Origin of the sequence: Clostridium niameyense (assembly GCF_001243045.1) — a bacterium.
In the GTDB taxonomy this organism is placed as follows: Bacteria; Bacillota; Clostridia; order Clostridiales; family Clostridiaceae; genus Clostridium_F; species Clostridium_F niameyense.
On sequence record NZ_LN849007.1, the window covers coordinates 1,815,253 to 1,841,132 of the forward strand.

At 26.3% G+C, this 25,880-nt stretch carries 27 protein-coding genes and 1 riboswitch; of the genes, 12 read left to right on the forward strand and 15 right to left on the reverse strand.

The annotated features are described in order from the left end of the window. Nucleotides 1-94: 94 nt before the first annotated feature. Both BN1711_RS09525 and BN1711_RS09530 read right to left on the reverse strand, forming a co-directional pair. Nucleotides 95-619, reverse strand: a complete 525-nt coding sequence (locus BN1711_RS09525; RefSeq protein WP_050607922.1) for a PepSY-associated TM helix domain-containing protein — start codon at nt 617-619, stop codon at nt 95-97. 204 nt (nt 620-823) lie between these two features. Then, nucleotides 824-1,288: a methylated-DNA--[protein]-cysteine S-methyltransferase gene (locus BN1711_RS09530; RefSeq protein ID WP_050607923.1), complete on the reverse strand. Its 465-nt coding sequence runs from the start codon at nt 1,286-1,288 to the stop codon at nt 824-826. A 170-nt stretch (nt 1,289-1,458) separates the two neighbouring features. On the opposite strand from BN1711_RS09530, the gene BN1711_RS09535 reads away from it, so the two are divergent. The 3 genes from BN1711_RS09535 (at nt 1,459) to BN1711_RS09545 (ending at nt 4,558) form a co-directional block, all read left to right on the forward strand. Further along, entirely contained in the window at nt 1,459-2,889 is a 1,431-nt protein-coding gene (locus BN1711_RS09535) for a TldD/PmbA family protein (RefSeq protein WP_050607924.1), read from the forward strand. After that, nucleotides 2,889-4,187 carry a metallopeptidase TldD-related protein gene (locus tag BN1711_RS09540; protein WP_050607925.1) on the forward strand — a complete coding sequence of 433 codons (1,299 nt, stop codon included), beginning with the start codon at nt 2,889-2,891 and terminating at the stop codon, nt 4,185-4,187. The genes BN1711_RS09535 and BN1711_RS09540 overlap by 1 nt, the downstream gene beginning before the upstream one ends. 137 nt (nt 4,188-4,324) lie before the next feature. Next, nucleotides 4,325-4,558: an alpha/beta-type small acid-soluble spore protein gene (locus BN1711_RS09545; protein ID WP_050607926.1), complete on the forward strand. Its 234-nt coding sequence runs from the start codon at nt 4,325-4,327 to the stop codon at nt 4,556-4,558. A gap of 62 nt (nt 4,559-4,620) precedes the next feature. Here the strand turns inward: BN1711_RS09545 and BN1711_RS09550 are convergent, their stop codons facing one another. From BN1711_RS09550 to recQ, 3 genes are all read right to left on the reverse strand, one after another. Next, on the reverse strand, nt 4,621-5,391 hold the full coding sequence (locus BN1711_RS09550) for a polysaccharide deacetylase family protein (RefSeq protein ID WP_050607927.1): 771 nt from the start codon (nt 5,389-5,391) through the stop codon (nt 4,621-4,623). A 235-nt stretch (nt 5,392-5,626) separates the two neighbouring features. Then, a complete protein-coding gene (locus BN1711_RS09555) occupies nt 5,627-6,058 on the reverse strand; it encodes a ferritin-like domain-containing protein (RefSeq protein ID WP_050607928.1) in 432 nt (143 codons plus the stop codon). A 71-nt stretch (nt 6,059-6,129) separates the two neighbouring features. Further along, nucleotides 6,130-8,268, reverse strand: coding sequence for a DNA helicase RecQ (gene recQ, locus BN1711_RS09560; RefSeq protein WP_050607929.1), 2,139 nt, complete (start codon nt 8,266-8,268; stop codon nt 6,130-6,132). 210 nt (nt 8,269-8,478) lie between these two features. Here recQ and BN1711_RS09565 point away from each other — a divergent pair, with 210 nt between their 5' ends. After that, on the forward strand, nt 8,479-8,685 hold the full coding sequence (locus BN1711_RS09565; protein ID WP_050607930.1) for a DUF1657 domain-containing protein: 207 nt from the start codon (nt 8,479-8,481) through the stop codon (nt 8,683-8,685). Nucleotides 8,686-8,730: 45 nt separating this feature from the next. Here BN1711_RS09565 and BN1711_RS09570 read toward each other — a convergent pair whose 3' ends face one another. Beyond that, a complete protein-coding gene (locus tag BN1711_RS09570) occupies nt 8,731-9,426 on the reverse strand; it encodes a DUF421 domain-containing protein (RefSeq protein WP_050607931.1) in 696 nt (231 codons plus the stop codon). 210 nt (nt 9,427-9,636) lie between these two features. Continuing rightward, a riboswitch (purine riboswitch) is annotated at nt 9,637-9,740 on the forward strand. Nucleotides 9,741-9,806: 66 nt separating this feature from the next. Between BN1711_RS09570 and ade the strand changes: the two genes are divergently transcribed. Further along, nucleotides 9,807-11,597 carry an adenine deaminase gene (gene ade / locus BN1711_RS09575; RefSeq protein ID WP_050607932.1) on the forward strand — a complete coding sequence of 597 codons (1,791 nt, stop codon included), beginning with the start codon at nt 9,807-9,809 and terminating at the stop codon, nt 11,595-11,597. A gap of 214 nt (nt 11,598-11,811) precedes the next feature. Continuing rightward, nucleotides 11,812-12,516, forward strand: a complete 705-nt coding sequence (locus BN1711_RS09580; protein WP_050607933.1) for a tetratricopeptide repeat protein — start codon at nt 11,812-11,814, stop codon at nt 12,514-12,516. Nucleotides 12,517-12,599: 83 nt separating this feature from the next. On the opposite strand, the gene BN1711_RS09585 is transcribed toward BN1711_RS09580, so the two are convergent. Both BN1711_RS09585 and BN1711_RS09590 read right to left on the reverse strand, forming a co-directional pair. Continuing rightward, complete coding sequence (locus BN1711_RS09585) at nt 12,600-13,514, reverse strand: patatin-like phospholipase family protein (RefSeq protein WP_050607934.1); 915 nt, start codon at nt 13,512-13,514, stop codon at nt 12,600-12,602. Nucleotides 13,515-13,790: 276 nt separating this feature from the next. Beyond that, nucleotides 13,791-14,093, reverse strand: a complete 303-nt coding sequence (locus BN1711_RS09590) for a DUF3784 domain-containing protein (protein WP_050607935.1) — start codon at nt 14,091-14,093, stop codon at nt 13,791-13,793. A gap of 751 nt (nt 14,094-14,844) precedes the next feature. Between BN1711_RS09590 and yfcE the strand changes: the two genes are divergently transcribed. Beyond that, nucleotides 14,845-15,387 carry a phosphodiesterase gene (gene yfcE, locus BN1711_RS09595; protein WP_050607936.1) on the forward strand — a complete coding sequence of 181 codons (543 nt, stop codon included), beginning with the start codon at nt 14,845-14,847 and terminating at the stop codon, nt 15,385-15,387. A gap of 71 nt (nt 15,388-15,458) precedes the next feature. Here the strand turns inward: yfcE and BN1711_RS09600 are convergent, their stop codons facing one another. After that, nucleotides 15,459-16,913, reverse strand: a complete 1,455-nt coding sequence (locus BN1711_RS09600) for a cell wall-binding repeat-containing protein (RefSeq protein WP_050607937.1) — start codon at nt 16,911-16,913, stop codon at nt 15,459-15,461. Between the two features lie 182 nt (nt 16,914-17,095). Between BN1711_RS09600 and BN1711_RS09605 the strand changes: the two genes are divergently transcribed. The 5 genes from BN1711_RS09605 (at nt 17,096) to BN1711_RS09625 (ending at nt 21,461) form a co-directional block, all read left to right on the forward strand. Continuing rightward, nucleotides 17,096-17,596 carry an amidase domain-containing protein gene (locus BN1711_RS09605; protein WP_050607938.1) on the forward strand — a complete coding sequence of 167 codons (501 nt, stop codon included), beginning with the start codon at nt 17,096-17,098 and terminating at the stop codon, nt 17,594-17,596. Nucleotides 17,597-17,934: 338 nt separating this feature from the next. After that, complete coding sequence (locus BN1711_RS09610) at nt 17,935-18,960, forward strand: ABC transporter substrate-binding protein (protein ID WP_050607939.1); 1,026 nt, start codon at nt 17,935-17,937, stop codon at nt 18,958-18,960. A 12-nt stretch (nt 18,961-18,972) separates the two neighbouring features. Further along, nucleotides 18,973-20,055 (forward strand): FecCD family ABC transporter permease, encoded by a 1,083-nt coding sequence (locus BN1711_RS09615; RefSeq protein WP_050607940.1) that lies wholly within the window; start codon nt 18,973-18,975, stop codon nt 20,053-20,055. Next, nucleotides 20,056-20,832 carry an ABC transporter ATP-binding protein gene (locus BN1711_RS09620; RefSeq protein ID WP_050607941.1) on the forward strand — a complete coding sequence of 259 codons (777 nt, stop codon included), beginning with the start codon at nt 20,056-20,058 and terminating at the stop codon, nt 20,830-20,832. A gap of 128 nt (nt 20,833-20,960) precedes the next feature. After that, nucleotides 20,961-21,461 carry an amidase domain-containing protein gene (locus BN1711_RS09625; protein ID WP_050607942.1) on the forward strand — a complete coding sequence of 167 codons (501 nt, stop codon included), beginning with the start codon at nt 20,961-20,963 and terminating at the stop codon, nt 21,459-21,461. Nucleotides 21,462-21,530: 69 nt separating this feature from the next. Here the strand turns inward: BN1711_RS09625 and cobO are convergent, their stop codons facing one another. From cobO to cobJ, 6 genes are all read right to left on the reverse strand, one after another. Then, nucleotides 21,531-22,052 (reverse strand): cob(I)yrinic acid a,c-diamide adenosyltransferase, encoded by a 522-nt coding sequence (gene cobO / locus BN1711_RS09630; protein WP_050607943.1) that lies wholly within the window; start codon nt 22,050-22,052, stop codon nt 21,531-21,533. A gap of 47 nt (nt 22,053-22,099) precedes the next feature. Continuing rightward, nucleotides 22,100-22,930 (reverse strand): GHMP family kinase ATP-binding protein, encoded by an 831-nt coding sequence (locus BN1711_RS09635; protein WP_050607944.1) that lies wholly within the window; start codon nt 22,928-22,930, stop codon nt 22,100-22,102. A 17-nt stretch (nt 22,931-22,947) separates the two neighbouring features. Beyond that, complete coding sequence (locus BN1711_RS09640) at nt 22,948-23,733, reverse strand: sirohydrochlorin cobaltochelatase (RefSeq protein ID WP_050607945.1); 786 nt, start codon at nt 23,731-23,733, stop codon at nt 22,948-22,950. A 77-nt stretch (nt 23,734-23,810) separates the two neighbouring features. Continuing rightward, the gene (locus BN1711_RS09645) at nt 23,811-24,296 is read right to left on the reverse strand and encodes an ECF transporter S component (RefSeq protein WP_050607946.1); all 486 of its coding nucleotides are present in this window, start codon (nt 24,294-24,296) and stop codon (nt 23,811-23,813) included. A 37-nt stretch (nt 24,297-24,333) separates the two neighbouring features. Next, a complete protein-coding gene (locus BN1711_RS09650; RefSeq protein WP_050607947.1) occupies nt 24,334-25,101 on the reverse strand; it encodes a cobalt-precorrin-6A reductase in 768 nt (255 codons plus the stop codon). 29 nt (nt 25,102-25,130) lie between these two features. Continuing rightward, the gene (gene cobJ / locus BN1711_RS09655; protein WP_050607948.1) at nt 25,131-25,856 is read right to left on the reverse strand and encodes a precorrin-3B C(17)-methyltransferase; all 726 of its coding nucleotides are present in this window, start codon (nt 25,854-25,856) and stop codon (nt 25,131-25,133) included. Nucleotides 25,857-25,880 lie beyond the last annotated feature (24 nt).

A 25,880-nucleotide genomic window follows, 5' to 3' on the forward strand; every position in this document is an offset into this window, starting at 1 on the left:
ATTGTATTATTTTTATAAGAATTATTTATGAATTGCATAGGTTAAATCATCAATAATAAATAGATAGGGGTCTTCCTATCTACTTATTATTGATTTATTTTATTATCAGCTTTTTTTTCTTTAAAATAGGGAATATAAACAAATATATCCCTGTTATGGTTACTATTACTAAAGATAACGCAGAACCTGCAATTATGTACTTTTCAAACCACTCTCCAAAAAAACTTCCAGTATGAAGTGCTAACAATATTGAACCAATATTTTTCTCAGCACTTAATACTTTTCCTGTACTCATATCAATTTGAATATCATAACCCTTTTTAGATCTAACCCTATATACATTTCTATTTGGATAAAATTCAATTTTCTTTATGTCCTTTGCACTTAATATTTCTTTTTTGTTTACTTTAAAAGATATTTCCTCAACTTGTTTCATTGAAATTGAATTAGAAACTTCGTTTTTAACTCCTTTTTGGCTTTTAGGAACCAAAGATAAACTTTTTCCATAAATAAGTAATATTCCTGTTATAGAAACTAATAAAAATATTATTGCTGGTATTATTCCAAACCATACATGCAATTTTTTATTATATTTTATTGCTGATTTATTACTGAACATTTTACTCCTCCTATGTATGATATTGATAATCAATTTTAATTACTAAAATTATTATATTATTAAAGATAAACTTTGTAAATATTTTTTTATAAAATTAATTATAATTAATACATAATCTTATTTTTTTACTTAATTATCCATTATATTTACCTATAATAAAGTAATTTTGTGTAAATTTATAAACTATATACCTTTATAAACTAATTAGATATGATGTTTCTCCATATTCAATAAATAATTTTTAAGTTTTAATCCCCCTAAATATCCTGTCAGATTTCCACTGCTTCCTATAATCCTATGGCACGGAATAAAAATAGGTATGGGATTTTTATTACAAGCAAATCCAACTGCACGAGCTGCTTTAGGATTTCCTACTTTCTCAGCCACTTGTTTATATGTTAAAGTTCGGCCATATGGAATTTCACATAAAACTTCCCACACTTTTTTTGAAAAATCTGTACCTTCTATATATAATGGAAGTGAAAATTTTTTTAGTTTTCCATTTAAATAGTTTTTAAGTTGAATTCCAGCATTTTTTAATATATATGTTTCTTTAATCTCTATTTCACCAGGTATATTTTGCCCCTGAAAATATAATCTAAATATTTTATTTTCTTTTTCTTCTATTCCTATATTACCTATAATTGTTTCATAAAAAAATATTGACATTATTATTTATTCTCCTACTCTATTATTATATTAATATTGACCAAATATATTTTGTACTAAAAATATGTTAACTTTATTATTATATAATTTCAACTTTTAATATTTATTTGATTTTTATAAATTTAAATGATAAATTATTTTTATAATATATGGAAAAAGGAGGTACATTAATGGAGATAAAAACATCTAAGTTTTTAACTGAAAATAAAACGACTTTAAAAAAATTAGTTTCTATCCTTTCAAGAAAATACAAATATGTGTCTATATTAGGAACAGACTCTTTGGGTAAATCCTATACTGTCCAAAAAACAGGCATAAGTTTAGGAGACTCCTTTTGGAATGAGCGAGGTTTCGTTTTAAGAGTATACAACGATATTAACTACTCTGAATTTTCCTTTAATGAAATAGATAAAAATAATATTGAAATTTTTGCGGAAAATATAATAAATAAAATAGATAATCAATTAAAAGATCTAAATACCCTTAAAAATTCACATACAAAATACCCTATAATTGAGGAAGATTTTTTAGAAAAAAATTTTTATGGAAAAGTACAAAGTTTATCTACCCCTATAAATCATAAAGAAATACTTGAGAAACTTACCCAAATGAAAAACAAAGCTTTAGATATTTCTAATCTTCTAGTTGATTTTGTAACTAATGTTCAAACAGTTCATGTATCTAAAATATTTATCTCTCCAAATAGAAATTTAGAACAATCTTATGTATGGAGCGAATCCTATTTAATTAGTACGGTAAGAAGAGATTCTAATATAAAATCTCTTTATAAATCTTTCTCAGGACTTAAAGGATTTGAAATATTAAATGAAATGGAAAATTCCATAAAAGATTTAGTAAATAACTCTATAGCACTTTTAGATTCAAATCCTGTTATTCCAGGCGAATATGATGTAATTTGTTCTCCTGATGTTTCTGGGCTTATAGCTCATGAGGCCTTTGGTCACGGGGTAGAAATGGATATGTTTACAAAAAATCGTGCTAAAGCTAAAGAATATATAAACAAAAAAGTTGCTTCAAATCTAGTATCTATGCGTGATGGTGCTCAAAGTTATAACCATGTTTCTTCTTATTTATTTGATGATGAAGGAAACCTAGGTAGCGATACACTTGTTATAGATAAAGGTATATTAGTAAATGGATTCTCTGATACATTATCAGCTTTAAGTCTTAATATTAAACCTACAGGAAATGGAAAAAGAGAATCTTTTGAAAGAAAGGCTTATGCAAGAATGACCAATACTTTTTTTGAAGCTGGAAAAGATACTTTAGAAGATATGATAGCTTCTATAAAATACGGATATTTACTTGAATGTCCAAGTAGTGGTATGGAGGATCCTAAAAATTGGGGAATTCAATGTATGGTTGATATAGGTCGAGAAATCAAAGACGGTAAATTTACTGGCAGAATAGTATCTCCTGTAATATTAACAGGTTATGTACCAGATGTACTAAATTCTATTTCTATGGTTTCTAACAAACTTCATCTAGACGGCTCGGGAGCTTGTGGTAAAGGTTATAAAGAATACGTAAAAGTATCTTCTGGCGGTCCATATATTAAAGCGAAAGTGAGGTTAGGCTAATGATAGATACTATAAAAAGTTTATTAAGAACTAAAGATATAAATGGTTATAAAATAGTAGAAACTAAAACTGAATCTATAGAATTATTTTTTATAAAGAAGAATTTAGATATGGACAGAAGCAAAAAAGTTCACTACTTCTCTGTAACCGTATATAAGGATTTCCAGGAAGGTGGTAATAAATTTAAAGGGTCTTCCACTTGTAACATATATCCTACTATGAATAATGAAGAAATAAATAAAATTTTAAGTGATGCTGTATTAGCTTCTAATTTTGTAAAAAATGAATTTTATACTTTACCAACACCCTCAAATAAAAAACCTAGCTATTTAAATTCTAAGTTTTCGCTAAAACCTATCTCTCATTGGATACCTGAACTTACTAAAGCTATATACAAATATGATACTTACGAAAATGGAGGTATAAATTCCTGCGAATTATTTTTAAGTAAATGCTATATTCATATTATTAATTCTGAAGGCATTGATGTTAGCTATGAAAAATATAAAGGCCAATTAGAATTTATAGTTAATTTTATGGGATCTACAGAAGAAGTAGAATTATATAAGTTCTTAGAGTTTTCAGATTTTGATACAGATTATATATCAGAAAATGTTAAAGAAATGCTTAATTTAGCTAAAGAAAAAGCCTTAGCAAACACTACTTTAAAATCATCTAAATATACTATACTTTTAAGTGGATTCGCATTAAAAGAGTTTTTTAGTTACTATATTAGTAAATCCAATGTATCTAACGTTTACAGCAATATATCCCAATTAAAAGTTGGCGATAGGATTCAGGGACAAAATATATATGGAGATCTTATAAACATATCTCTTGACCCTACTATGAAAAATTCTACTCACTCTGTACCTTATGATATGGATGGTATAACTTTAAGTAAAATAAATTTATTTGAAAATGGTGTATTAAAACAATATCACGGATCTAGTAGGTACAGCTACTATCTTAATGTAGAACCTACTGGAAACATATTAAACATAGATGTAAAACCTGGTTCTAAAAGTATAAAAGAACTAAAAAACTCTCCATACGTAGAGTTAATATCTTTTTCTGACTTCCAATTAAATCCTGTAACTGGAGATTTTGGTGGAGAAATAAGACTTGGGCGGTACTATGATGGAAAGGACACAATTCCTATAACAGGTGGATCCGTTTCTGGAAATATAAATAATATCCAAAAACATATGTATTTATCTAAAGAAATACAACAATGTAATGGATTTAAAGCTCCTAAAACAGTTCAAATGTTTAATGTTTCCATATCTGGATTATAATTTATATTTAAATCCTAATAATATCCCTGGCAATTAATTATAAAAATAATCATTTTATTTTTAGGGTCAATATGCCAGGGATATTATTAATTAATTTAGGGAAACTAAAGTTATTATATAAAGAAAGGAGTTTATTTATGTCAAGAAAAAAACCTTTAGTAAGAGGAAAAGAAAAAGAGTTAGAAGAATTTAAAATAGAAGTTGCAAAAGATATGATTATGGAGAACAGAAATCTTAGCAAAGAACTTTCTATGGGAAATACTTCTTCAAAGGCCATAAATGAAATGTCTACTGCTGGAAATATAGGTGGTCAGATGGTAAAAAAAATGATTAAAGATATTGAAAATAAAATGGCAGATAAATATAAATAAATTTAATAAAAAGTACCTATTTTAAGGTACTTTATTTAAAATAAATTTTAATATTTAATTATTTAAATTTCACTATTTAAGGATTTCCTAAATCCGTTTAATTTTGTGTATCCACTAACATTGATTCTATTTAATTTATAAAAGTCGCTTTTTATAGATGCATAGCTACTTCTAGTAGTTACGGCCATTTTATATCCGGATGCTTTAACATCCTCTATAACTTTTTTATTGTATCTACCATAGGGATAGGCTATATATCTAACTTCTTTTCCTAATAAGTTTTCCAAATAATTTTTTGATTCTTTTAATGTTTTATGTCTTTCCTCTTCTTTAAGCTGATTAAGTTTAGAATGATTTGTAGTATGACTTTGTACATCCATATTATTAAAATTAATTTCTTTTAATTCATTAGAATTCATATAATAAGTTCCTTTATCTACTGTATTCGTAATAACAAATACGGTAGCTTTTAATCCAAATTGTTTTAATATAGGATACGCATTTACATAATTATCTCTATATCCATCATCAAAAGTTATAACTACTGATTTTTGTGGGAATTTCTTTTCGTCTTTAATATATTGGTAAACTTCATCTAAAGATAATGTTTTATAACCATTATCTTTTAAATACTTCATTTGCTTATAAAAAGAATCTTTATTAACTTTAAAAAGATTTTCTCCATCCTTACTAATTGAATGATACATTAGTATAGGTATTGATTGTCCATTTTTTACTTTATTTCTATTTAAGATTCTAATAGGTAATTGTGTTGCAATTAATAAAATAGCTATTAAACATAGAATTATAGACACCTTAAATTTTCTTTTCATATAAGCCCTACTTTCTTTAGTAAACATTTTACTTATATTAATTTATATGTTTTGATTAACAAATTTATAATCAAAAGTACACTATATTCTATGATAATTTAATAAAAATTTCAACTCAACTTTGTTTTTATATTATTACTTATAAATCAAAATTTCATCTATAATGAAAAATTTATTTTAAATAAATATATAAAAATAGCTCTAGATTTTCATCTAGAGCTACTTTCATAAAATTTTATTTAAAATATCTATCTAATAATCCCTTTAACATTTTTGCATGCCTTGCCTCATCTCTTGATGCTTCATCTATAAAATCATGTACTTCATCTAAATTTTCCTCTTTAGCCTTCTTTGCTAAATCTTTTTTCATCTTATTTGAACCAATCTCTCCTCTTAACATTTGTTCTAAGTTGGCTTTTGTGGAAGTTGAAATCTTTCCATTAATCTCTGCATATCTTGCAGCATGTTGTGCTTCTTCAAAAGCAATTTTTTCTAAAATTTCTCCAATTTCAGCATACCCTTCTCTTTGAGCTACCCTTGCCATAGCAAGATATAAACCAATCTCTCCTGTCTCTCCTTTGAACTGTGCTTCTAAACTATTTTTAATATCTTCATGACCATTAGTTATACCTAATTGATTTTCATTTATTAAACCTAATTCATCCATGAAAGGCTCTCCCTTCTATAAATATATGTTTATATTAGTTAGTCTTTCAAAAAGAACTAAATTTATGCCATTTATACTATATCTTTATATTTATACCATACGGATTTTATAGACATATAATCTACTTCTTTAGGTAAAGCTTCTTTTATCGGCTTTAGTTTATTCCCTCCGATGCTCTTAATAGCATCTAATATTAATTTTTCATAATCCTTTTGAATAAAATCATCTAAATTAATTTCCATACCTTCATCTAAACATTTAAATAAATGTTGTTGTATAGTAATAAAACTTAAATTTCTCTCTTTTGAAATTTCCATTACAGTTTTACCTTGTCTATATAAATTATAACTTAATATATGAGTTTTTATTTTTGTATCATTTTCTTTTTTATCTTTTAAAATTTTATTTTTTTCTTTTATATCTTCATGCTCTATATTTTTTTCTTTCATATATTCTAAAATTATATTTATAATTTTTTCTCCATAAACTTCAGCTTTTCTCTCACCTATACCTTTTATCAAACGCAGAGAATCTAAGTCTATAGGCATATACTCACTAAGTTCTTTTAAGGTAGAATCTGTAAGAACCATAAAAGGAGGTATTCTTTCCTCTTTAGATATTTCTTTTCTTAAATGTTTTAAAATTTCAAATAGTTCATTGTCATGTTTAACCATCTTTTTAATATTAGATAATTTAATATATATATCTTTTTTACCTTTTAAAACCTCATAAGATTTTTCTTTTAATTTTACTACTGGATATTTGTCATCTGTAGTCCACATATAATCATCTGCTACTAATTTATTCATTAAAGATACTATATCTTTTTTTCTAAATTCACTCATTATTCCGTATGTGGAAAGCATTTGTAAATTTGAATTTAGTACTTTTTTATTTTTAGATCCCATAAGTACATCTGCTACCATATTTATTCCAAATCTCTCTTTCATTCTGTAAACACAAGAAAATATTTTTTGAGCTTCTATTGTAATATTTTTTTCTTCTCTTTCATCATTACAATTACTACAATTATCACATTTATCCATTATATTTTTATCCCCAAAATAATTTAATATATATGATCTTAAACATTTTGAGGTGTAGCAATAATCTACCATAATCCTTAACTTATTATACTCATTATTCTTTCTTTCTTGTGATAAATAACTCTCATCTATAAAGTATTTTTGTATTTGTATATCCTTAGGTGAAAACAAAAGTATACATTCACTAGGCTCTCCATCTCTTCCAGCACGACCAGCTTCTTGATAATAAGCTTCCATGTTTTTTGGTATATTATAATGTATAACAAATCTCACATTAGATTTATCTATACCCATACCAAAAGCATTAGTTGCAACTATTATATCAACATTATCAAACGCAAAATCTTCTTGAGCTTTTTTTCTATCCCCATCACTTAATCCTGCGTGATAAACTCTTGCTTTATATTGTTTGTAAATAAGCTTATTATATAAAGATTCAGCTTCTTTTCTTGTAGATGTATATATTATTCCAACCTTACCCTCATTATTATTTAAATAATCAAATATAAATTTTTCTTTATCTTCTCCTTTTATAACTTCAAATTTTAAATTTTCTCTATCAAACCCTGTTACAAACACCTTAGGACTTTTTAATATTAATAGACTTAAAATATCTTTTCTTACAGTTTCCGTAGCTGTTGCAGTAAACGCTGATACTATTGGCCTTTTATTAAGTTTATTAATAAATATACTTATTCTAGTATAACTAGGTCTAAAGTCATGTCCCCATTGAGATACACAATGAGCTTCATCTACCGCAACTAATGAAATATTTAAATCATTTAAATTGTTTATAAAGTTTTCCGAATCTAGTCTCTCTGGTGCTATATAAATTAATTTATATAGTCCCATTTTCGCATTAAAAATTCTCTCTTGTACTTCTATTCCAGTTAATGAACTGTTAATGTATGTAGCATCTACCCCTATTTCTTTTAATGAATCAACCTGATCTTTCATAAGAGATATAAGTGGAGATATAACTATAGTTATTCCTTCTAAAAGCATAGCAGGTAGTTGATAGCAAATAGATTTTCCTGCTCCTGTTGGCATAATAGCTACAGTATCATTTTTATGTAGAATACTTTTTATAACACTTTCTTGAGATTTTCTAAATTCATTATATCCAAAATATTTTTTTAAAACCTTTTTTGCTTCTTCTAACATTATTTAAAACTCACCTTCTTAAATTAATATACTTTAATTTTAACATATAAAACTTTTCAATATATTTTTATAATTTTATTTAATAATTGTATATTTATTGAAAAATAACCATTTAACTTTATCCTATATGGGTTTATTATTAGCATAATATATTTAAAAAAGGTAAAACTAGTATTGTAAAAATAATTCTTAATTAGGAGGGTACTAAATATGACAGTAGGAAGTAAGGTTCAACAAACAATAGCAAGTGCTGAAGGAGTTTTAGCAAATCTTAAATCTTTTGCTCTTGATACCAATGATCAAAATGCAAAACAAATGTTTAATTCATTAGCTCAAACACAAAAAACTATAGTTGATGAATTAAATGGAAGGTTACAATACATTCAAAACGAAGAACCTCAATATAAAGAACTATAATACTTAATTTTAGCGTTTAAACATAGAAAATAATGGGGAGTTTAACTACATCCCATTATTTTTTTCATAAATATCTATATATATATTTCCTCCATCATCTACTTGAGCTATAAACACATCCTTTATTTCATATATATTTTTATAAGCAAGTTTATTCATAAGCCACGCTTTAGATATACCTAAACTTTTCATTTTTTTCTCTAAAAGTACACCATCTTCTATAACAGTTTTAGGCAGTCCCTTATAAGGATTTTGTATATTTAAATCTGATGGGGTTATAGATTGCTTATCTTGCCTAAATAAAACACTAATCTCTCCATTTGCTTCCAAAATAGCATAGTCAATTTCATCTATATTAAACGCCCCTTTTTCCCTAAGCTTCATTATAAGATCTTCTATATTAAGTTTATTTTTAGCTAAGTTTTTTCTTATTACTTCTCCACTTTTAATAATAACTGTAGGTTCCCCATCTATCATTTTTCTAAATGGTATATTTTTCAAAGCTAAAAATCCTAATAATATAGGCAAGATTGACCAAACTAACAATGAAATAATGCCTTCGTCAAGTAAAACACTATTATCAACAGAAACTTCTGCCGCAATGCTTCCTATAGTTATTCCTACAATGTAGTCAAAAAAAGTTAATTGTGACATTTGTTTTTTTCCCATTAATCTTGTTACAAATAATAGTATTATAAAGGAGATAATGGATCTTACTAAAATATTTATATAATTATTCATTAAACTCACCTCATATGGATATAAAACTTTATTTACTATACCTTTTAAATTTATTATTAACCAATATTTTTCAATATATCCATATAATTTATTTAAATTATTTAAGTCATTATACTTATAAAATATAGTATTTTATGAAAATAAATAATATTAACAAAAATTTTGTCGCATTTAATTGAAAATATTCGTAATATATGTTATTATTTGCTTAATAATATGAATATTTGCTCTCATATAAATCTGATAATAAGGTTCAGATGTTTCTACCGAATAACCGTAAATTATTTTCGACTATGGGGGATTCTCTAAATTACAAATATAAATGTAATTGCATAGTCTCCTTTTTAGTTTATGAGAGTAAACATAAGGAGGATTTTTTTATGAAAAAAACATATGAATTATGGGAAGTAACTGAGGAATTAGTAGCTGTAGCTACAGGGACAAAACCTGCTGAACTTGTGATTAAAAAAGGTAAATTAGTTAATGTAAATACAGGAGAAATCATAAATGATACCGATGTAGCTATAACTCATGGAAGAATAGCCTTAGTAGGAGATGCCTCTCATACTATTGGAAAAAACACAGAAATTATAGATGCTAAAGGTTATTACATTACTCCTGGCTTTATGGATGGTCATATTCATGTAGAGAGTAGCATGGTATCTGTAAGAGAATATGCTAAAAGTGTTATTCCTTGCGGAACTACTACAATATATATGGATCCTCACGAAATTGCCAATGTTTTAGGTATAAATGGAGTAAATTTAATGATTGAGGACGGAAAAAATGTGCCTCTTAGGGTATATACTGCTATGCCATCTTGTGTTCCAGCAGCTCCAGGTTTTGAGGATAATGGAGCAACCCTTGGACCAAAAGAAATAAAAGAAGCCATGGCTTTAAATGAGGTAGCTGGTTTAGGAGAAATGATGAACTTTCCTGGAGTAATCTACGGTGATTCTAACATGCATAAAGAGCTTCAAGCCACTTTAATTTCCAATAAGACTATAACAGGCCACTATTCAATGCCTGAAACTGGAGCCAATCTTAATGCCTATGTAGCATCTGGAATTAGATGTTGTCATGAATCTGTACGATCAGAAGATGCTCTAGCTAAAATGCGACTTGGTATGTATGCTCAACTAAGAGAAGGTTCTGCATGGCATGATGTACATGAAACTGTAAAAAGTATAACTGAAAATAATATAGATACTAGATTTGCAACTTTAGTTAGTGATGACACCCATCCTGATACTTTAATTACTAAAGGGCATCTAAATCATATTGTAAAAAGAGCTATAGAAGAAGGTGTAAATCCTATAACTGCCATTCAAATGGTAACTATAAATGTAGCTGATTGCTTTAATATGAATAAAGACTTGGGAAGTATATCTCCTGGAAAATTAGCGGACATCCTATTAATTAGTAATTTAACAGAAGTAAGCGTAGAGAAAGTTTTAATAAATGGTGAACTAGTTGCCAATAATGGTAAAATGTTAACACAAATTTCTAAAGCTTCCTATCCTGACTTTGCTAAAAAATCAGTGCATTTACCTAAAAAACTAGAAGCTAAGGATTTTATTATAAAAGCTCCTAAGAAAAATATGAACAAAGCTCTTGTTCGTGTAATGGAAATTATAGAAGCTAAGGTTGGCACTTACGCTAAAGAATGTGAAATTCCTATTAAAAATGATATTGCCCAAATAAATTTAGAAGAGGATATTATAAAAGCTACAGTTATTGAAAGACATAAAGGTACTGGAACTATGGGAAAAGGATTTGTAAAAGGCTTTCATTTAAAAGAAGGGGCTGTAGCCTCTACTGTAGCCCATGATTCACATAATTTATTAATTGTAGGTACAAATGATGAAGACATGGCTTTAGCTGGAAACACATTAGCTAAAGTTGGTGGAGGAATGGCAGCTGTACAAAATGGTAAAATATTAGCTTTACTTCCTCTTCCTATCGCTGGTTTAATGTCTGATAAACCTATTGAAGAAGTAGCAGAATTAGTACATGAATTAGAGAGTGCATGGAAAAAACTTGGTTGTAATTTAGTTTCACCTTTTATGACTATGGCACTACTTGCATTAGCAGTTTTACCAGAATTAAGATTAACTAATAGGGGCTTGGTAGATACAGTTAAATTTAAATTTGTAGATTTATTCATATAATAGTTTTAAAGAGAGAGATATAATCTCTCTCTTTAAGTTATGGTATGAATTTATTACTAATTTAAAATACAGGCTTTATTTAAATTAATAATTATAAATTGAAAATAATATGGTATAATTTATTGATATAAATCAACATACAACTTATATAAGTATATTTATGTAATAACTTGTAAATACTCCTAATAGTACTTATCTATAAAGGAGATTTTTTATGGAAAATTATATTAAGGTTAATTCCAGAGAGGAAAAAGTTAAAAAGCTTTTAAATAAAGGTATTAAACTTTTTAAAAATAATAAAATTGATGAGGCTTTCAAAAATTTTGATTGTGCATTAAAACTAGATAAAAATCACGCTAATACATATTTAATAAAAGGGGAAGCCCATTTAGATATGAATGAAATAGAAGATGCAAAAAAGTATATTAAAACCTATTTAAAATTTATTCCTAACAGTAAAAAAGCCTATCTAGATTTAATAAAAATATACGATATAGAGGGATCTTTTGAAAAATCAATTTACTGTTGCAATAGACTTATAGAACTAGATCCTAAAAATGATGACTTTTACTTTAAAAAAGCTAATTTTTTAAACATGTGCTTTAATTTTCATGCTTCCCTAATATACTGCAATATGTGTCTTAGTATAAATCCTAATCACTATGATGCTCTTTGTCTTAAAGGCGCGCTATTATTTTCTTTAGATAAACCTAAAGAATCTTTAAATATATACTCTAAAGCAATAAAAATAAACATTAATAACGCTAAAGCTTATGTGGAAAAAGCTCTAGTATATAAAAATATAGGCAACTATAGGGCTGCTTTAAAATTTGCAAAAAAAGCTTATGAAATAAATCCTAAAGATGAATTTTGTAAATGCCAATATATAATATTAAAAAATTTATGTAGTTTTTATTAAATATTATAAAAAGGAGCTGTCTTACAATGCATAAAATGCAATATGAGAAGCCCCTTCTATGTTTTATGGCAAAAGCTATTATTTTACCTTCTATATTTTCTTATATAGTTTTCAAAGTTCCATGACTTTAAGAATTTATCTGCCCTTTCATATCCGATATTAAATAAATCTTCTTTCTTACTTAAATCAATATGAAAATCTGTACTTTTAACTCCTAACGTTGGTATAGATATAGTTCTTACTTTGTCCTTATCATTTAAATATGTCTCATCATAACATTCTATAACCGTGTCTGCTACATCATAAACATAAGAGAGAAAATCTGCTTTACCGCATATAATTTTTTCTTTACTTTTCTTAAGTTTAAATCCTAAAGTTGGCCATCTTGGTACACTTTCTACGTCAAATATCCATATAGGATAATTACTTGTAAGACCTCCGTCAACTATATAAACATCTTGTCCCATATAATTAAGCTTTACAGGAGTGAATACGAAAGGTATGCTTATACTCATTCTAACAGCTTTAGATATTTCAAACTCCATAGGATCTATACCATAGTCTTTTATATCATCAGGTAAAACTAATAATTTTTTATTAGTTACATCTGTAGCAATTATTTTTAATCTGGACTGCCCATTTATACTTATATCCTTAAATTTTAATTTATCTTTTTTCTTGTATAAGTATATAAGATATTTTTCTATAGAATCTGTACTTAAAATCCCTTTTTCTATAAGAAGTTCTAATGGCTTACCAACTAGGGGTATATTCTGCAGTAATGATTTTTCCTCTAACTTCTTATAATCTATATTGTAGATTATTTCTTTTAGTTCTCTTCCTGTATATCCCACAGCTAAAAGAGATGCTACTATAGCTCCAGCAGAAGTTCCTGCAAGTCTTTTCCAAATAATATTCTCCTCTTCTAATCTATAAATAGCACCTATAAAGCCTATAGCTTTTACTCCTCCTCCTTGAAAAACAGCATCTGCCTTCAAATTAATAACTCCTAATTAATGCTTTCTTAGTATACATATGAATTTTACAATTTTTATGTTACACAAGTTAAATTTAACTTAGTTAAAAATTATATTCATAAATTAATCTATAAAAATATAAAGAGGTTATTACAAAATTTTATTTTGTAACAGCCTCTTTTAAAAATGAAAAGAATGAAAAACCATAGCTTAATACGTGTATAAGGAGAAGTAATTGCAATTTCTATTATTTGTTTTTAAATTATTTTTAATTAAGTATTTTAAGTCGCAATATTTTCAATTAGCAATATAAATTAATGGCACAATCATTATAAAAAATATTATTACTTCTCCCATTATGGCTACAGAAGTAAAATAAACAGGATTTAACAATTTTGAAAATGCAATTATAATAAATATGCTTGAAAGAATAAGAAGTACATTACTTACTAATTTACGTAATTTTTTCTCATCATCTTTCTCTTTCTCACATCTTGATATTTCCCCGTAATTCGATACCACTAAACTAAGCTTTCCAATTTTCATAATTATACCTAATATGGCTAAAATAGCAGGCCCTATAAAAACAACTATATTCATAATGACACCACCTTAGTAAATTTTTTATATTTGTCAATTTATATTTTAAAATACAATGTTATATATTTAACGTTTTAATACAAAGATTGTTTAATTAATAACTAACTTTCTATCCTCATTGTAACACTATTTCATAAATAAAAACAACATCCTTTTCCAAATAAAAAAAGAGTTTAACTAATTTAACTAGTTTAAACTTCATTTTCCTTATTTATTCATTAATATTCACAATTTATAAATGTATATTTAAATTTAATTTATAGTTAATTTTCTTAATTTTAAATTTATTATTTTATAAATACATATTTAATTTAAAGACACAATTTTGATAAATTATTAGCATTATTTTTACCAATTATTAAAAATCCCTCTAGTATATTAAACAGTATATAAACTTTTATGATAATTGTTATACATATTGAATGTTTATATTAAATTTATAATATTTTATATAATAAAAAAGTATTCTATAAAATTTATAGAATACCTTTTTGAAGGGTAATTATAAAATAATGAAATTATTAGATTTTTATAGCTTCATATATTATGTCATAGAAATTTTATGCCATTAAAAATTAGCATTAATTATTAAAATGTACTAAAAAAATTTCAATTTGATTTAATATTTGTCTCATGTTGATATAATAGTCGATATGAGACATTTTCATATGATTTATTTTATAAAAATTTATTATAGTGTATAATAAAATTAATAATACAAAATTATATAGAAAGGAGCCTTATGTTATTTATGAAATTATTTTTTATTTCTGATATCCATGGTTCAGCTTATTATTTAAGCAAAGCTTTAGACATATATGCAAAAGAAAATGCTGATTATATAGTTATATTAGGAGATGCCCTTTATCATGGGGCTAGAAATCCACTTCCTAAAGAATATAATCCTAAGAAAGTTGCAGAACTTCTAAATACATATAAAAATAATATCATAGCTGTAAGGGGTAATTGTGATAGCGAAGTAGACCAAATGGTTCTTAATTACCCACTTATGAGTGAATATTCTACCATATTATATAATGGTAAAAGATTATTCTTAACTCATGGACACATCTATAATAAGAATAACTTACCTAACATAAATAGTGGTGATATATTGATATCTGGACATACTCATATACCAGTAATTGAAAAATTAAACAATATTCTATTTATAAATCCAGGTTCAATCACTTTCCCAAAAGAAAATACTCCTCATTGCTATGGAATTCTTTGTGAAAATTTATTTAAAATAAAAACTTTAGAAGGTGAAATTTTTAAAGAGATAAATATTTAATATAACTTATTATATAAAAAAGATACTCTTAATCTAGAGTATCTTTTTAAACATAATATTTAAATATATTATTAAGGTCTATATTGTTGTTCTATTTCTGTTACTAGTCCATTTTTGATTTTGATTCTATATATAGGTCTTTTATTTTTATAATTGTTTGTAAATTTTCCAAAGTCAACTTTTGTTATAATTTTGTTTCCATCATTATCAAAAGCTAATGTCTTTATAATAGCGCTATCACTTACTGTTAATTTTATTTTATCACTTATTGGAGTATCTACTCCGCCATCCTCTAGAAAATATTCCCCATTATAATTAGGTACAGATATACTTCCTAAAATATTTTGATATTCCAAAGCTTCATCTACATTTGTAATAAATTTATCCATTCTTCCTTCAATATATTTCATCCTATCTTTTTCATAAGTTCCTTCTATATAAAATAAATGTTCTTCTTTCCCTCTTAATATATTCTCTACACCTTCACCTATGCAAAATTTACTTCCTAATAGAATCATATTAGAAATTTTATTTTCATCTATATATTTCTTTTGAGTTAATATATTACTTCCATCTGTAAGAAGTATTGGTGCTTTTAATTTACTTGCTAATGCGCCACCAGATAATGCATCTGGGAAATTACTTCCTATAGCTATTACTGCATATTTATTATCTAATTCATTTTTAAAATACTTAAATATATTTAATGATGTTTCATATCTATCTTCACCATATAATCTTAATATATTTTTAGATTGAATCTCTGGAACTAAATTATTAACTTCATTAACTATGTTATCTCCAAGTACACCCTCTGAGCCAATTAAAAATACTTTAGAAGGTTGTATATCTTTAATTGTATCTTTCATAATTTCTGGTAAACTATTTTTTTTAGACATTAATATGGGATATCCTTTGATAGCTGCCACACTAGATACACTTAAAGCATCAGGAAAATTCTCCCCAGTTACAATTACAACTGGTGTACCCTTTTCTACTTTCATATTATCTACTATTATTTTATTTGTATCAAATCTGTCATTTCCACCTAATCTTTTTATATTTTTATATCCTTTTTTATTAAAATAACTTATAAATTCGTCTTCAACTACATCCTTACTACCTAAAATAAATATTGTTCCATCTTTAGATAAATTACTTTCTATATATTTTATAGAATTCTTGCTTCCATTTAAAGTCTTATCTACTAATAAAATAGGTGCATTTAATTTTTTAGAAAGCACACTTCCTGTAAGGGCATCAGGAAAATTATTTCCGTTAGCTATAATTACATTGGATATATGCTCTTTAGCAAATTGTTCGCATATTTTTTGGGATGTTTCAAATCTATCTTTTCCACCTAATCTTTGTACTTTAATATTAGGATTGGATTTAAAATTATATTCTGGAGATATCTTACCTATATTCTCCTTTGCATATACATTATGCGAAACTGAACCATAGAATGTTATTAATAAAAATGAACTTAATAGAATGCCTATCAATTTTTTCTTGTTTTTTAACATGCTGATTCCCTCCATTAAACTCTATTTAATATAATTATACCTATTATGTAAATAAAAAACAATAAGTATAATATATTCCTTAATACCTTATATTTCTTTTAATTTTATTAATTAATAAAATTAACATCTTTCTTAATATTACATAAATATATAATGATATTAATTTTATTGGATAATTTTTTATGAGTATTTATTTAAGGAAAGAAGCTGTAAAATACGCTATGCAATATGCCTTAATTCCAAATCCTAATTATAAATATTTTGAAGTACATGAAGGCGTTGGTGGTGATTGTACAAATTTTACTTCCCAATGCTTAAAAGCAGGCGGTGCTCCCTTGGTTTATAATTTTATTAATCCATGGTGGTACAATAATAAAAATGGTATTGTGTGTTGGACCTTATCTTGGACTGTAGCTCATTCCCTTTATTGGCGCTTAATAATAAATAATGAATATAATTTAAATGGTCCTAAAGGCATAGAAACTGAAAATATAGATGATCTCGAAATAGGAGATTTAATATTTTATGAGGATATTAATGGTTTAATCTATCACTCAGCAATAATTACATCTTTCTTTTATGGTGAACCTTTAATATCCCAACATACTTTTAATGCATTAAATATACCCTATCCAAAACCTTATAGAGCTGTAAAAAATCATTTCTTAAAAATATATGTATAAATTAAACATTTCTGAACTGAAATAAACATATATCTCATTATTTTTATAAATATCATTGATATAATTTTATCATATTAAAATTATAAATTTAAATCTATAATTTTTTTAAATAAATAAATTCATTCATCTTTATAAAAATGAATGAATTTATTCAAATTTCTGTTTACTATACTGTATAAACTCCCTCTTATCTAATAAACTAATAACTTGTAGAAATGTTTCGTATATGATAATATTATCACATATGAAATATTTGTATCTTATTGAAATAATTATTTATAAATTTATTCATAAGTACATAAAATTATTAATTTTAAACATTTAAAGGGGGATTTTTTATGAATAAAAAATTAATAGCTTTGACACTATCTACACTTGTATTAATGGGAGGTATAACTGGTTGTGCAAATTCCCAAAATACTAGTAAATCAAAGGAGCCTACTAAAACTGAACAATCAAATAAAAAACCATTAAAAGTAGATTTTGTACAAACTAGTAGACATGATGATAGTGTAAACAAATTCTCACAAACATACGATAAAAAACCTAAAAAAGCCTTAGCTATAACAAATTGTATGATAGAAATGATGTTATCTATGGGACTAGAAGACCAAATGGCTGGTACTGCCTATGCTGATGGTGAAATTTTACCTTCTTTAAAGCCTGCTTACGATAAAATACCTATAATGAGTAAAACTCATCCTTCTAAAGAAGAATTATTATCAAAGGGAGTAGACTTTATCATAGGTTGGGGTAGCAGTTTCAATGATAAAGGTGTAGGTACTGTAAATTGGTTAAATGAAAATAATATAAAAGTATACATACCAAAATCTTCTGATGCAGATGCAAAAATAGATTCTATGTATGAAGATTTTACGAATTTAGGAATAATTTTTGGTAAAGAAGATAAGGCCCAAAAAGTAAATGATAAAATTAAATCTGAGTTAAAAGAAACTACAGATAAAATTAAAGGTATAGATAAAAAAGTAAAAGTTTTAGGATATGATTCTGGAACAGATAAAGCAGTGGTTGTTGGAACAGGTATAAGTAATGAAATAATAAAACTTGCTCAAGGTGAAAATATATTTGCTGATGTAAAGAAAACCTACCCTGAAGTATCTTATGAAGAAATAGTAAAAAGAAATCCTGATGTAATAATGGTACTAGAGTACTCTATAGGAAATGGTGGCGAAACTTTTGAAAATAAAGTTAAAGCACTTAAAGCAAATCCTGCTTTAAAAGATGTAAATGCAATAAAAAATAATAAATTTATAAAAGTAGATTTAGCAGAATTATATCCTGGTGAAAGGGTGCCTGCTACTGTAAAGAAATTAGCCAAAGAATTCTATCCTGATAAATTCTAGGATGGTGATTTAATGACAGCCTTTACTAAAAGAATATCTACAAAAAATACAAGTACTAAAAACAATTATGGTTTAAAATTATTTATACTATTTATAATATTAATTTTATTAACTACTATTTGCATAACTTTAGGTTCTGTAAGCATCGACGTAGATGTAACTCTTAAGTCCCTTACAAATAGTTTATTACAAAAAGAAGTTTTTATTAAAACTTGGGAAGATAACATAGACACTATAATTTTTAAGCTTCGACTTCCTAGATTACTTTTAGCTATAGTCTCCGGTGGGGCTTTAGCCTTAGTAGGAGTTTTAATGCAGACTTTAACACGAAATTCCCTAGCAGATCCTTATATACTAGGTATATCTTCTGGTGCATCTGCTGGTGCTACATTATCTATAGTGTTAGGTACTTTTAGTTTTATGGGTACCTTTGGGACAGCTTTCGGTGCATTTTTGGGATCTTTACTTGCATCTATATTAGTATTTACTATATCTAAAGTGGGTAAAAACTATTCCAAAACTAGATTAATTTTAACAGGAGTTGCAATTTCCTCAATATTTACTGCCATAACTAATTTTGTTATAACTTTTGCTAAAAATGATAGCTTAGTAAAAAGTGCAGTATTTTGGACTGTTGGAAGTCTAGCTGGAGCAAATTATAGGCAGGTACAGTATGCCTTTGTAATACTTACTATAGTTTTAATTATTACTATGATATTTTACAGAGATTTAGATGGACTTCTTTTAGGTGAAGCTGTAGCAAGAAATATTGGTATAAATACAAAATTTATAATTAGATATATTATGCTAGCTTCTACTTTACTTACTGGTACTATAGTAGCCTTTACTGGAGTAATAGGATTTGTAGGTCTTATAGTTCCTCATATTGCTAGACAGATGGTAGGATCTTCTCATAAAAAACTAATACCATTTTCTATTGTTATAGGGTCAATATTAATGGTAGTTACAGATACCCTAGCAAGAACTATACTTTCCCCTGAAGAAGTTCCAATAGGAGTTATAACTGCTTTATTAGGAGGTCCATTCTTCCTATATTTAATGCATAAAAACACCTATAGATTTGGGGGTAAATAAATGAAATTACAACTAGATAATATAAAATATAAAATAGGCACAAAAGAACTTCTTCGTGGAATAAACATAAAGGTTAATGAAGGACAGTTTGTTGGATTAATAGGACCTAATGGTTGCGGAAAAACCACACTGTTAAAAAACATTTATAGATACTTAACTCCTAATGAAGGGGTTGTGTATATAGATGATAAAAATATATTCAATATGAATAATAAAGATTTATCTAAACTTTTAGCAGTAGTTATGCAAGAACATAACTTAGAATTTGACTTTTCAGTAAAAGAAATTGTAAGCATGGGCAGATTTTCTTCTATGGAACGTTTTGCAAGTATAGATGGTAATGATGAAAATCTTATAACTAACTCATTAAGAAAGGTAGGACTTCAGGGTTACGAAGATAGAAGTTTCTTAAGTTTATCTGGTGGTGAAAAACAGAGAGTGATGATAGCATTAGCTCTTTGCCAAAACACTAAACTTATAGTATTAGATGAACCTACTAATCATCTAGATATAAAATATCAACTTGAAATTATTCACATGCTAAGGCATTTAGATATTACTACCTTTACAACTATACATGATATGAATATAGCGGCTACTTTTTGTGACTATATTTATGTAATGAAAGACGGCGAAATAGTAACTCATGGAACTGTAGAAGAAATTTTTACTAAAGAAATGTTTAAAGAAATTTTTGAAGTAGATGCTCATATATACAGAAACCCTTATAACAATAAATTAAATGTAAGTTATTTATATTGTTGTAAAGATAACTAACAGGAAGTTCCACCATAAAAATTTATTTTATGATGGAACTTCCTTTTTAATATATAGATATAAAACATTAACACTTTATTCCTATAAAACATAAATATATATGGATATCAATTTTAATAGATGATTTTATGGGTAAGTATTTAAGAGAACAAGCAGTAGACTATGCAACAATATTTGCTTTATCTCCAAATCCCAATTATAAGTATTTTGATGTTATAGGAACTATTGGTGGAGATTGCACAAACTTCACTTCTCAATGTCTAAAAGCCGGTGGTGCTCCTTTCGTTTTTGATAGTAGCCATCCTTGGTGGTATAAAAACGATCCTCTTAATCCAAGTTGGTCAATTTCTTGGGCTGTAGCACATTCTCTTTATTGGTGCTTAAAAGTAAATCATAATAATGATTTACCAGGACCTAAAGGTTCTGAAACAAAAAATATAAATGAACTTAAGTTAGGTGATCTAATATTTTATGAAGATATTAATGGTTTAATATTTCATTCAGCTATAATTACTTCTTTTGCTCATGGTAAACCTTTAATATCTCAACATACCTTTAATGCTTTAAATATACCCTATGAAAAATCTTATAGAGCCACAAAAACTCACTTTTTAAAGATATCTTTATAAATTTTTAAAATATATAAAATTAAAGCTTATAGCCCTACTACAAAGCTATAAGCTTCTTTATTTTTTAATTTAGTTTTCTATACCTATTCTCGCTCCTATGCCTTTTTCATAATAATGCTTTATCTCCTTCATTTCTGTTACTAAATCTGCCTTTTCTATAAGTTCTTTAGGAGCATACCTTCCAGTTAATATTACCTCTATCTTAGGATTTCTTTTTTCTATAATACTTATAAGTTCATCTACTGTAAATAATTTATAATATAAAGCTATATTTACCTCATCCATAACAACTATATCATATTCATTAGACATTAATATTTTTTCTATTTTTTTAAGACCTTTCCTTGCAAGAGATATATCTTCCTCTTCTGGATTACCAAATATAAATTTATTTCTTCCAAATTGCTGCATATGAAAATTTGGTAAATTTTCTGGAGCTTTTAATTCACTATATTTCATACCTTTTGTAAACTGTCCAAAAAAAACTTTTTTACCTGAACATACTGCCCTTAAAGATAATCCCAATGCTGCTGTAGTTTTTCCCTTTCCATTACCAGTATAAATCTGTATATATCCTTTTTCTTGTTCCATTTTAAACTACCCCTTCTTAGTATATTAAATTAAATACTAATTGAAATTTATATGTTTATTAACGTTTCTAATGTATATGTATTTAAACCCTTATATTTTTTACAAAGATTAGATGATTTAATTAAGTCCTGTTTATTATCATATATAATTCCTAATGCATCACCACTATGACACCCTACTATTCCCAATCCATTAGTTTCATTCTTGTATTTTGATACTAAATCAAAATAATCATAATTTAATCTAGTAAAATTTCTTTTTATACTTTCCGTAGAAATTTCTCCTATACCTCTTAAATCAGATTTTAAAATAGATTGCCTAAGTTTAGGTATTAAATCTTCTATAGATTCCATAGGTGGTAAATCTCTCTTATTAAATTCTATAGTATTTATTATTTTATTTCCTTGGAAAACTAATATATAAAATTTAATATAATTCCCTAATTCTTCTTTGAACTTCCCTGTTTTATAATCAAATAGAGTAAACTTATCAAATATAATACTATCTGTAGGTTCTACTTTAACTGAATTTAATATAAGTTCTTTTTCTGAATAGGGCTTTTTAAACATATTAGTTAAGGCTTTATATACCGCACATATATCTGCTGTACTACTGGCTAAACCCTTTCCCCTAGGTATTTCGCTTTTAATTTCTATATGAATATTTTTTATAAATTCTTTATATCCCCAATTTAAAAGTAAGATTTCCATAAATTTATTAACCTTAATATTTGTTTTAGTTTTTTTTCCCTTATAACTTTCAAAAATTCTTATGTTAGTGTATAAATTTATAGGGGTAGAAACTAATAAAGATTTCTCCCCTAAAGTACCTTGTAGTATTTCTCCAAAACTTCCTGGGTGTTTTGCCCTAAATTCCATTGATATTCTCCTTAGAATTAATTCATCTCATCCTTTATATGATTAACATATATTTGTTGAATTTCTTTATTTTCTCCCAATCCTTTTAATGATACATTCACTTTAAAACCGTGATGTTCTAATATACTCTTAAAAGAGTCTTCTTCATCTGATGCCATATCAATATTAGCGTGTTCCCCTGCTACTAGCATAAATGGCATTAATAAAACTTCCCTTATATTCTTTTCCTTTAATTTTGGCACTACATTATAAATTGAAGGTTCACTTTCTACATTACAAATATATAAATTAGAATTTATATGTTCTTTTAAATAATAATCAAATTGAAAATACGAAGCATTAGCTCTATGTTCTGTACCATGCCCCATAAGTACTACAGCTAAATCTTTTTTAATGTCTGGTAATTGATTTTTTACTGCCTTTGATGCTATAGAATAATCTTTATTATTATAAAGAAGTGGTCTTCCTAATTTTAGTTCTTTAAAATCATCCTTGAAAATCTCAACAGCTTTTTCAACTTTTTCATATTCTTCTCCGAACATAATATGTAAAGGTTGAACTATAACTTCTTCAAAACTATCCATTTTTAACTTTAAAAGTGCTTCATAAGGTGTATTTATTTTTATATTATCTCTTTTTAAAATCTTATTTATTATCATATATGAAGTAAACGCTCTTCTTACTTCATATTCTTTAAAATTTTCTTTAATAAAATTTTCTGTACTTTCTATACAAGACTTTAAGGCATCGTCATAACTTGTGCCAAAACTTACAACTAATATAGCTTTCTTCATTTTTTTCATATAAACATTTAGTAAAAGTTATTAAATCTAATTAACCCTTAACTAACTTCTCACCTCTCTAATTTTATTTTAATATTCTAAAATATTTTTTTAAATTCTTTAGGAATAAACTTATACACAATCAATGCTAAAACTATATTCACTATAGCTGCTAGAGTAAGTATTGGAAGTACAGAAAGTACTCCTTTTCCCACAATAGGCATTACGCATAAGACAGATATAGGCCCATTTATAATAGTTCCCACAATAATTGATAAAATTACAGCTAATTTAGCGTTCTTATTTTTAAACTTATTGTAAACCAATGAGAATAAACTCATAGTTATTGCCATATCCACCATAATTATAATATGTACCGGTAAACTTAACGGAAATCCGCTAGTTAAAGCCGTTAAAAAATGTGCTATTGCTCCTATTACTGCTCCAACTACTGGTCCAAATATTAATGCACCTAAAAAAGCTGGCATAGAATCAAAAGCTATAGTTCCCATTATTTTTATATTAGCTCCTATAAAACTTAACGCTATAAATAAAGCTATAATTACTATTTTTTTAGTTTTCATAAATAATCCTCCGCATTTTTTATATTTATTTTAATAATTAATCAATATAATTTCCTACATATTTTACTAAATCTTTTATTGCATTAAATTTATTTTTATAACTTATATTCTTTCTTCCTATGACAAAGGCATATATATTGCACTCTATGCAAGCTAATATTTTTTCTTTTGTACCCCCTCTAATACCACTATCTTTTAATATCAATGCTTCCCCGTCATAATCCTTTATAAAAGCCTTATTTAGTTCTTTACTTATTGGCCCTTTTATAGCTATAATATCTTCTACTGCTATTTTCAAATTTAAACACTTCTCAATTACCTGAACAGAAGGTAGTACTCTATAAATAATTCTATTTGTTAAATTCAAATCTAGTATTTTTTCTATACTCCTACTGCCAGTAGTATTTAATATATTTCCTTCTATATTATTTAAAGCTTTTTTTAAGTCTTTATAATCTTCTAAAACAACTACTTTATCATTTTCCTTAAATTCTTCTACAATAGAAGGTCTTTCATATCTTACATATTTTATATTTAATTTTCTGCAAACTTCTATAGCATTATTACTTATCTCTAAAGCATATGGATGAGAAGCATCTACTAGAATTTTAACTTTATTTTTATTTAATATATTAAAAAGTTCTTCTTCATTTAAAGGTTTATCATTTAATATTTTATATTTGTAATTTTTTAAAAGTTCTCCCCCATAAGCTGTAGCTGTAGTTACTAAAATATTATCTGTAAATTTATTCAAATAAGAAAGTATATCTCGTCCTTCTGAAGTTCCTAATATCAAACCTATCATTTTATATCTACTCCTAATTTTAAAAAATTTTATTCTACCTTATACCCTCTTTTAGTTATAAATTTATTTTCTTTTATAAAACTACTGCTATTTCCAATGATAACCATAGACATCATATCTGCAAAATCATCTTTAAAATTCTCTAAAGTATATAGATGAATTTCCTGACCTTCTCTCAAAGCATTCTTTACTATAGCTACGGGAGTTTTATCATCTCTATATTTTTTTATTATTTCTATACATTCCTTTAAATAATAAGGCCTTCCTTTACTTTTAGGATTGTATAAAGATATAACAAAGTCTCCCTTTGCTGCTAACTCCACTCTATTTTTTATAACACTATAAGGCGTCATTAAATCACTTAAACTTATATTACAATTATCATGCATAAGCGGTGCACCTATCAAAGATGCAGCTGAAGAAGATGCTGTTACACCTGGAATTATCTCAATATCTAAATTTTTATCTTTATTCATTTCTAATATAAGTCCTGCCATCCCATAAATTCCTGCATCACCAGTACTTATTATAGAAACTATATTATTTCTGCTAAGTTCTAAAGCTTTAATACATCTATCTTCTTCTTTTTTCATTCCTGTAGAGTACACTTCTTTTCCTTCTATTAAAGATTGTACGTAGTTTATGTATTTTGAATATCCAACTATTATGTTACTTTCTTTTAAAGCTTGTTGCGCTTTTATAGTCATATTTTCTAAACTACCTGGGCCTATTCCTACTACATATAGCTTTCCCATTTTTATATTTAGTGAGAACTAAAC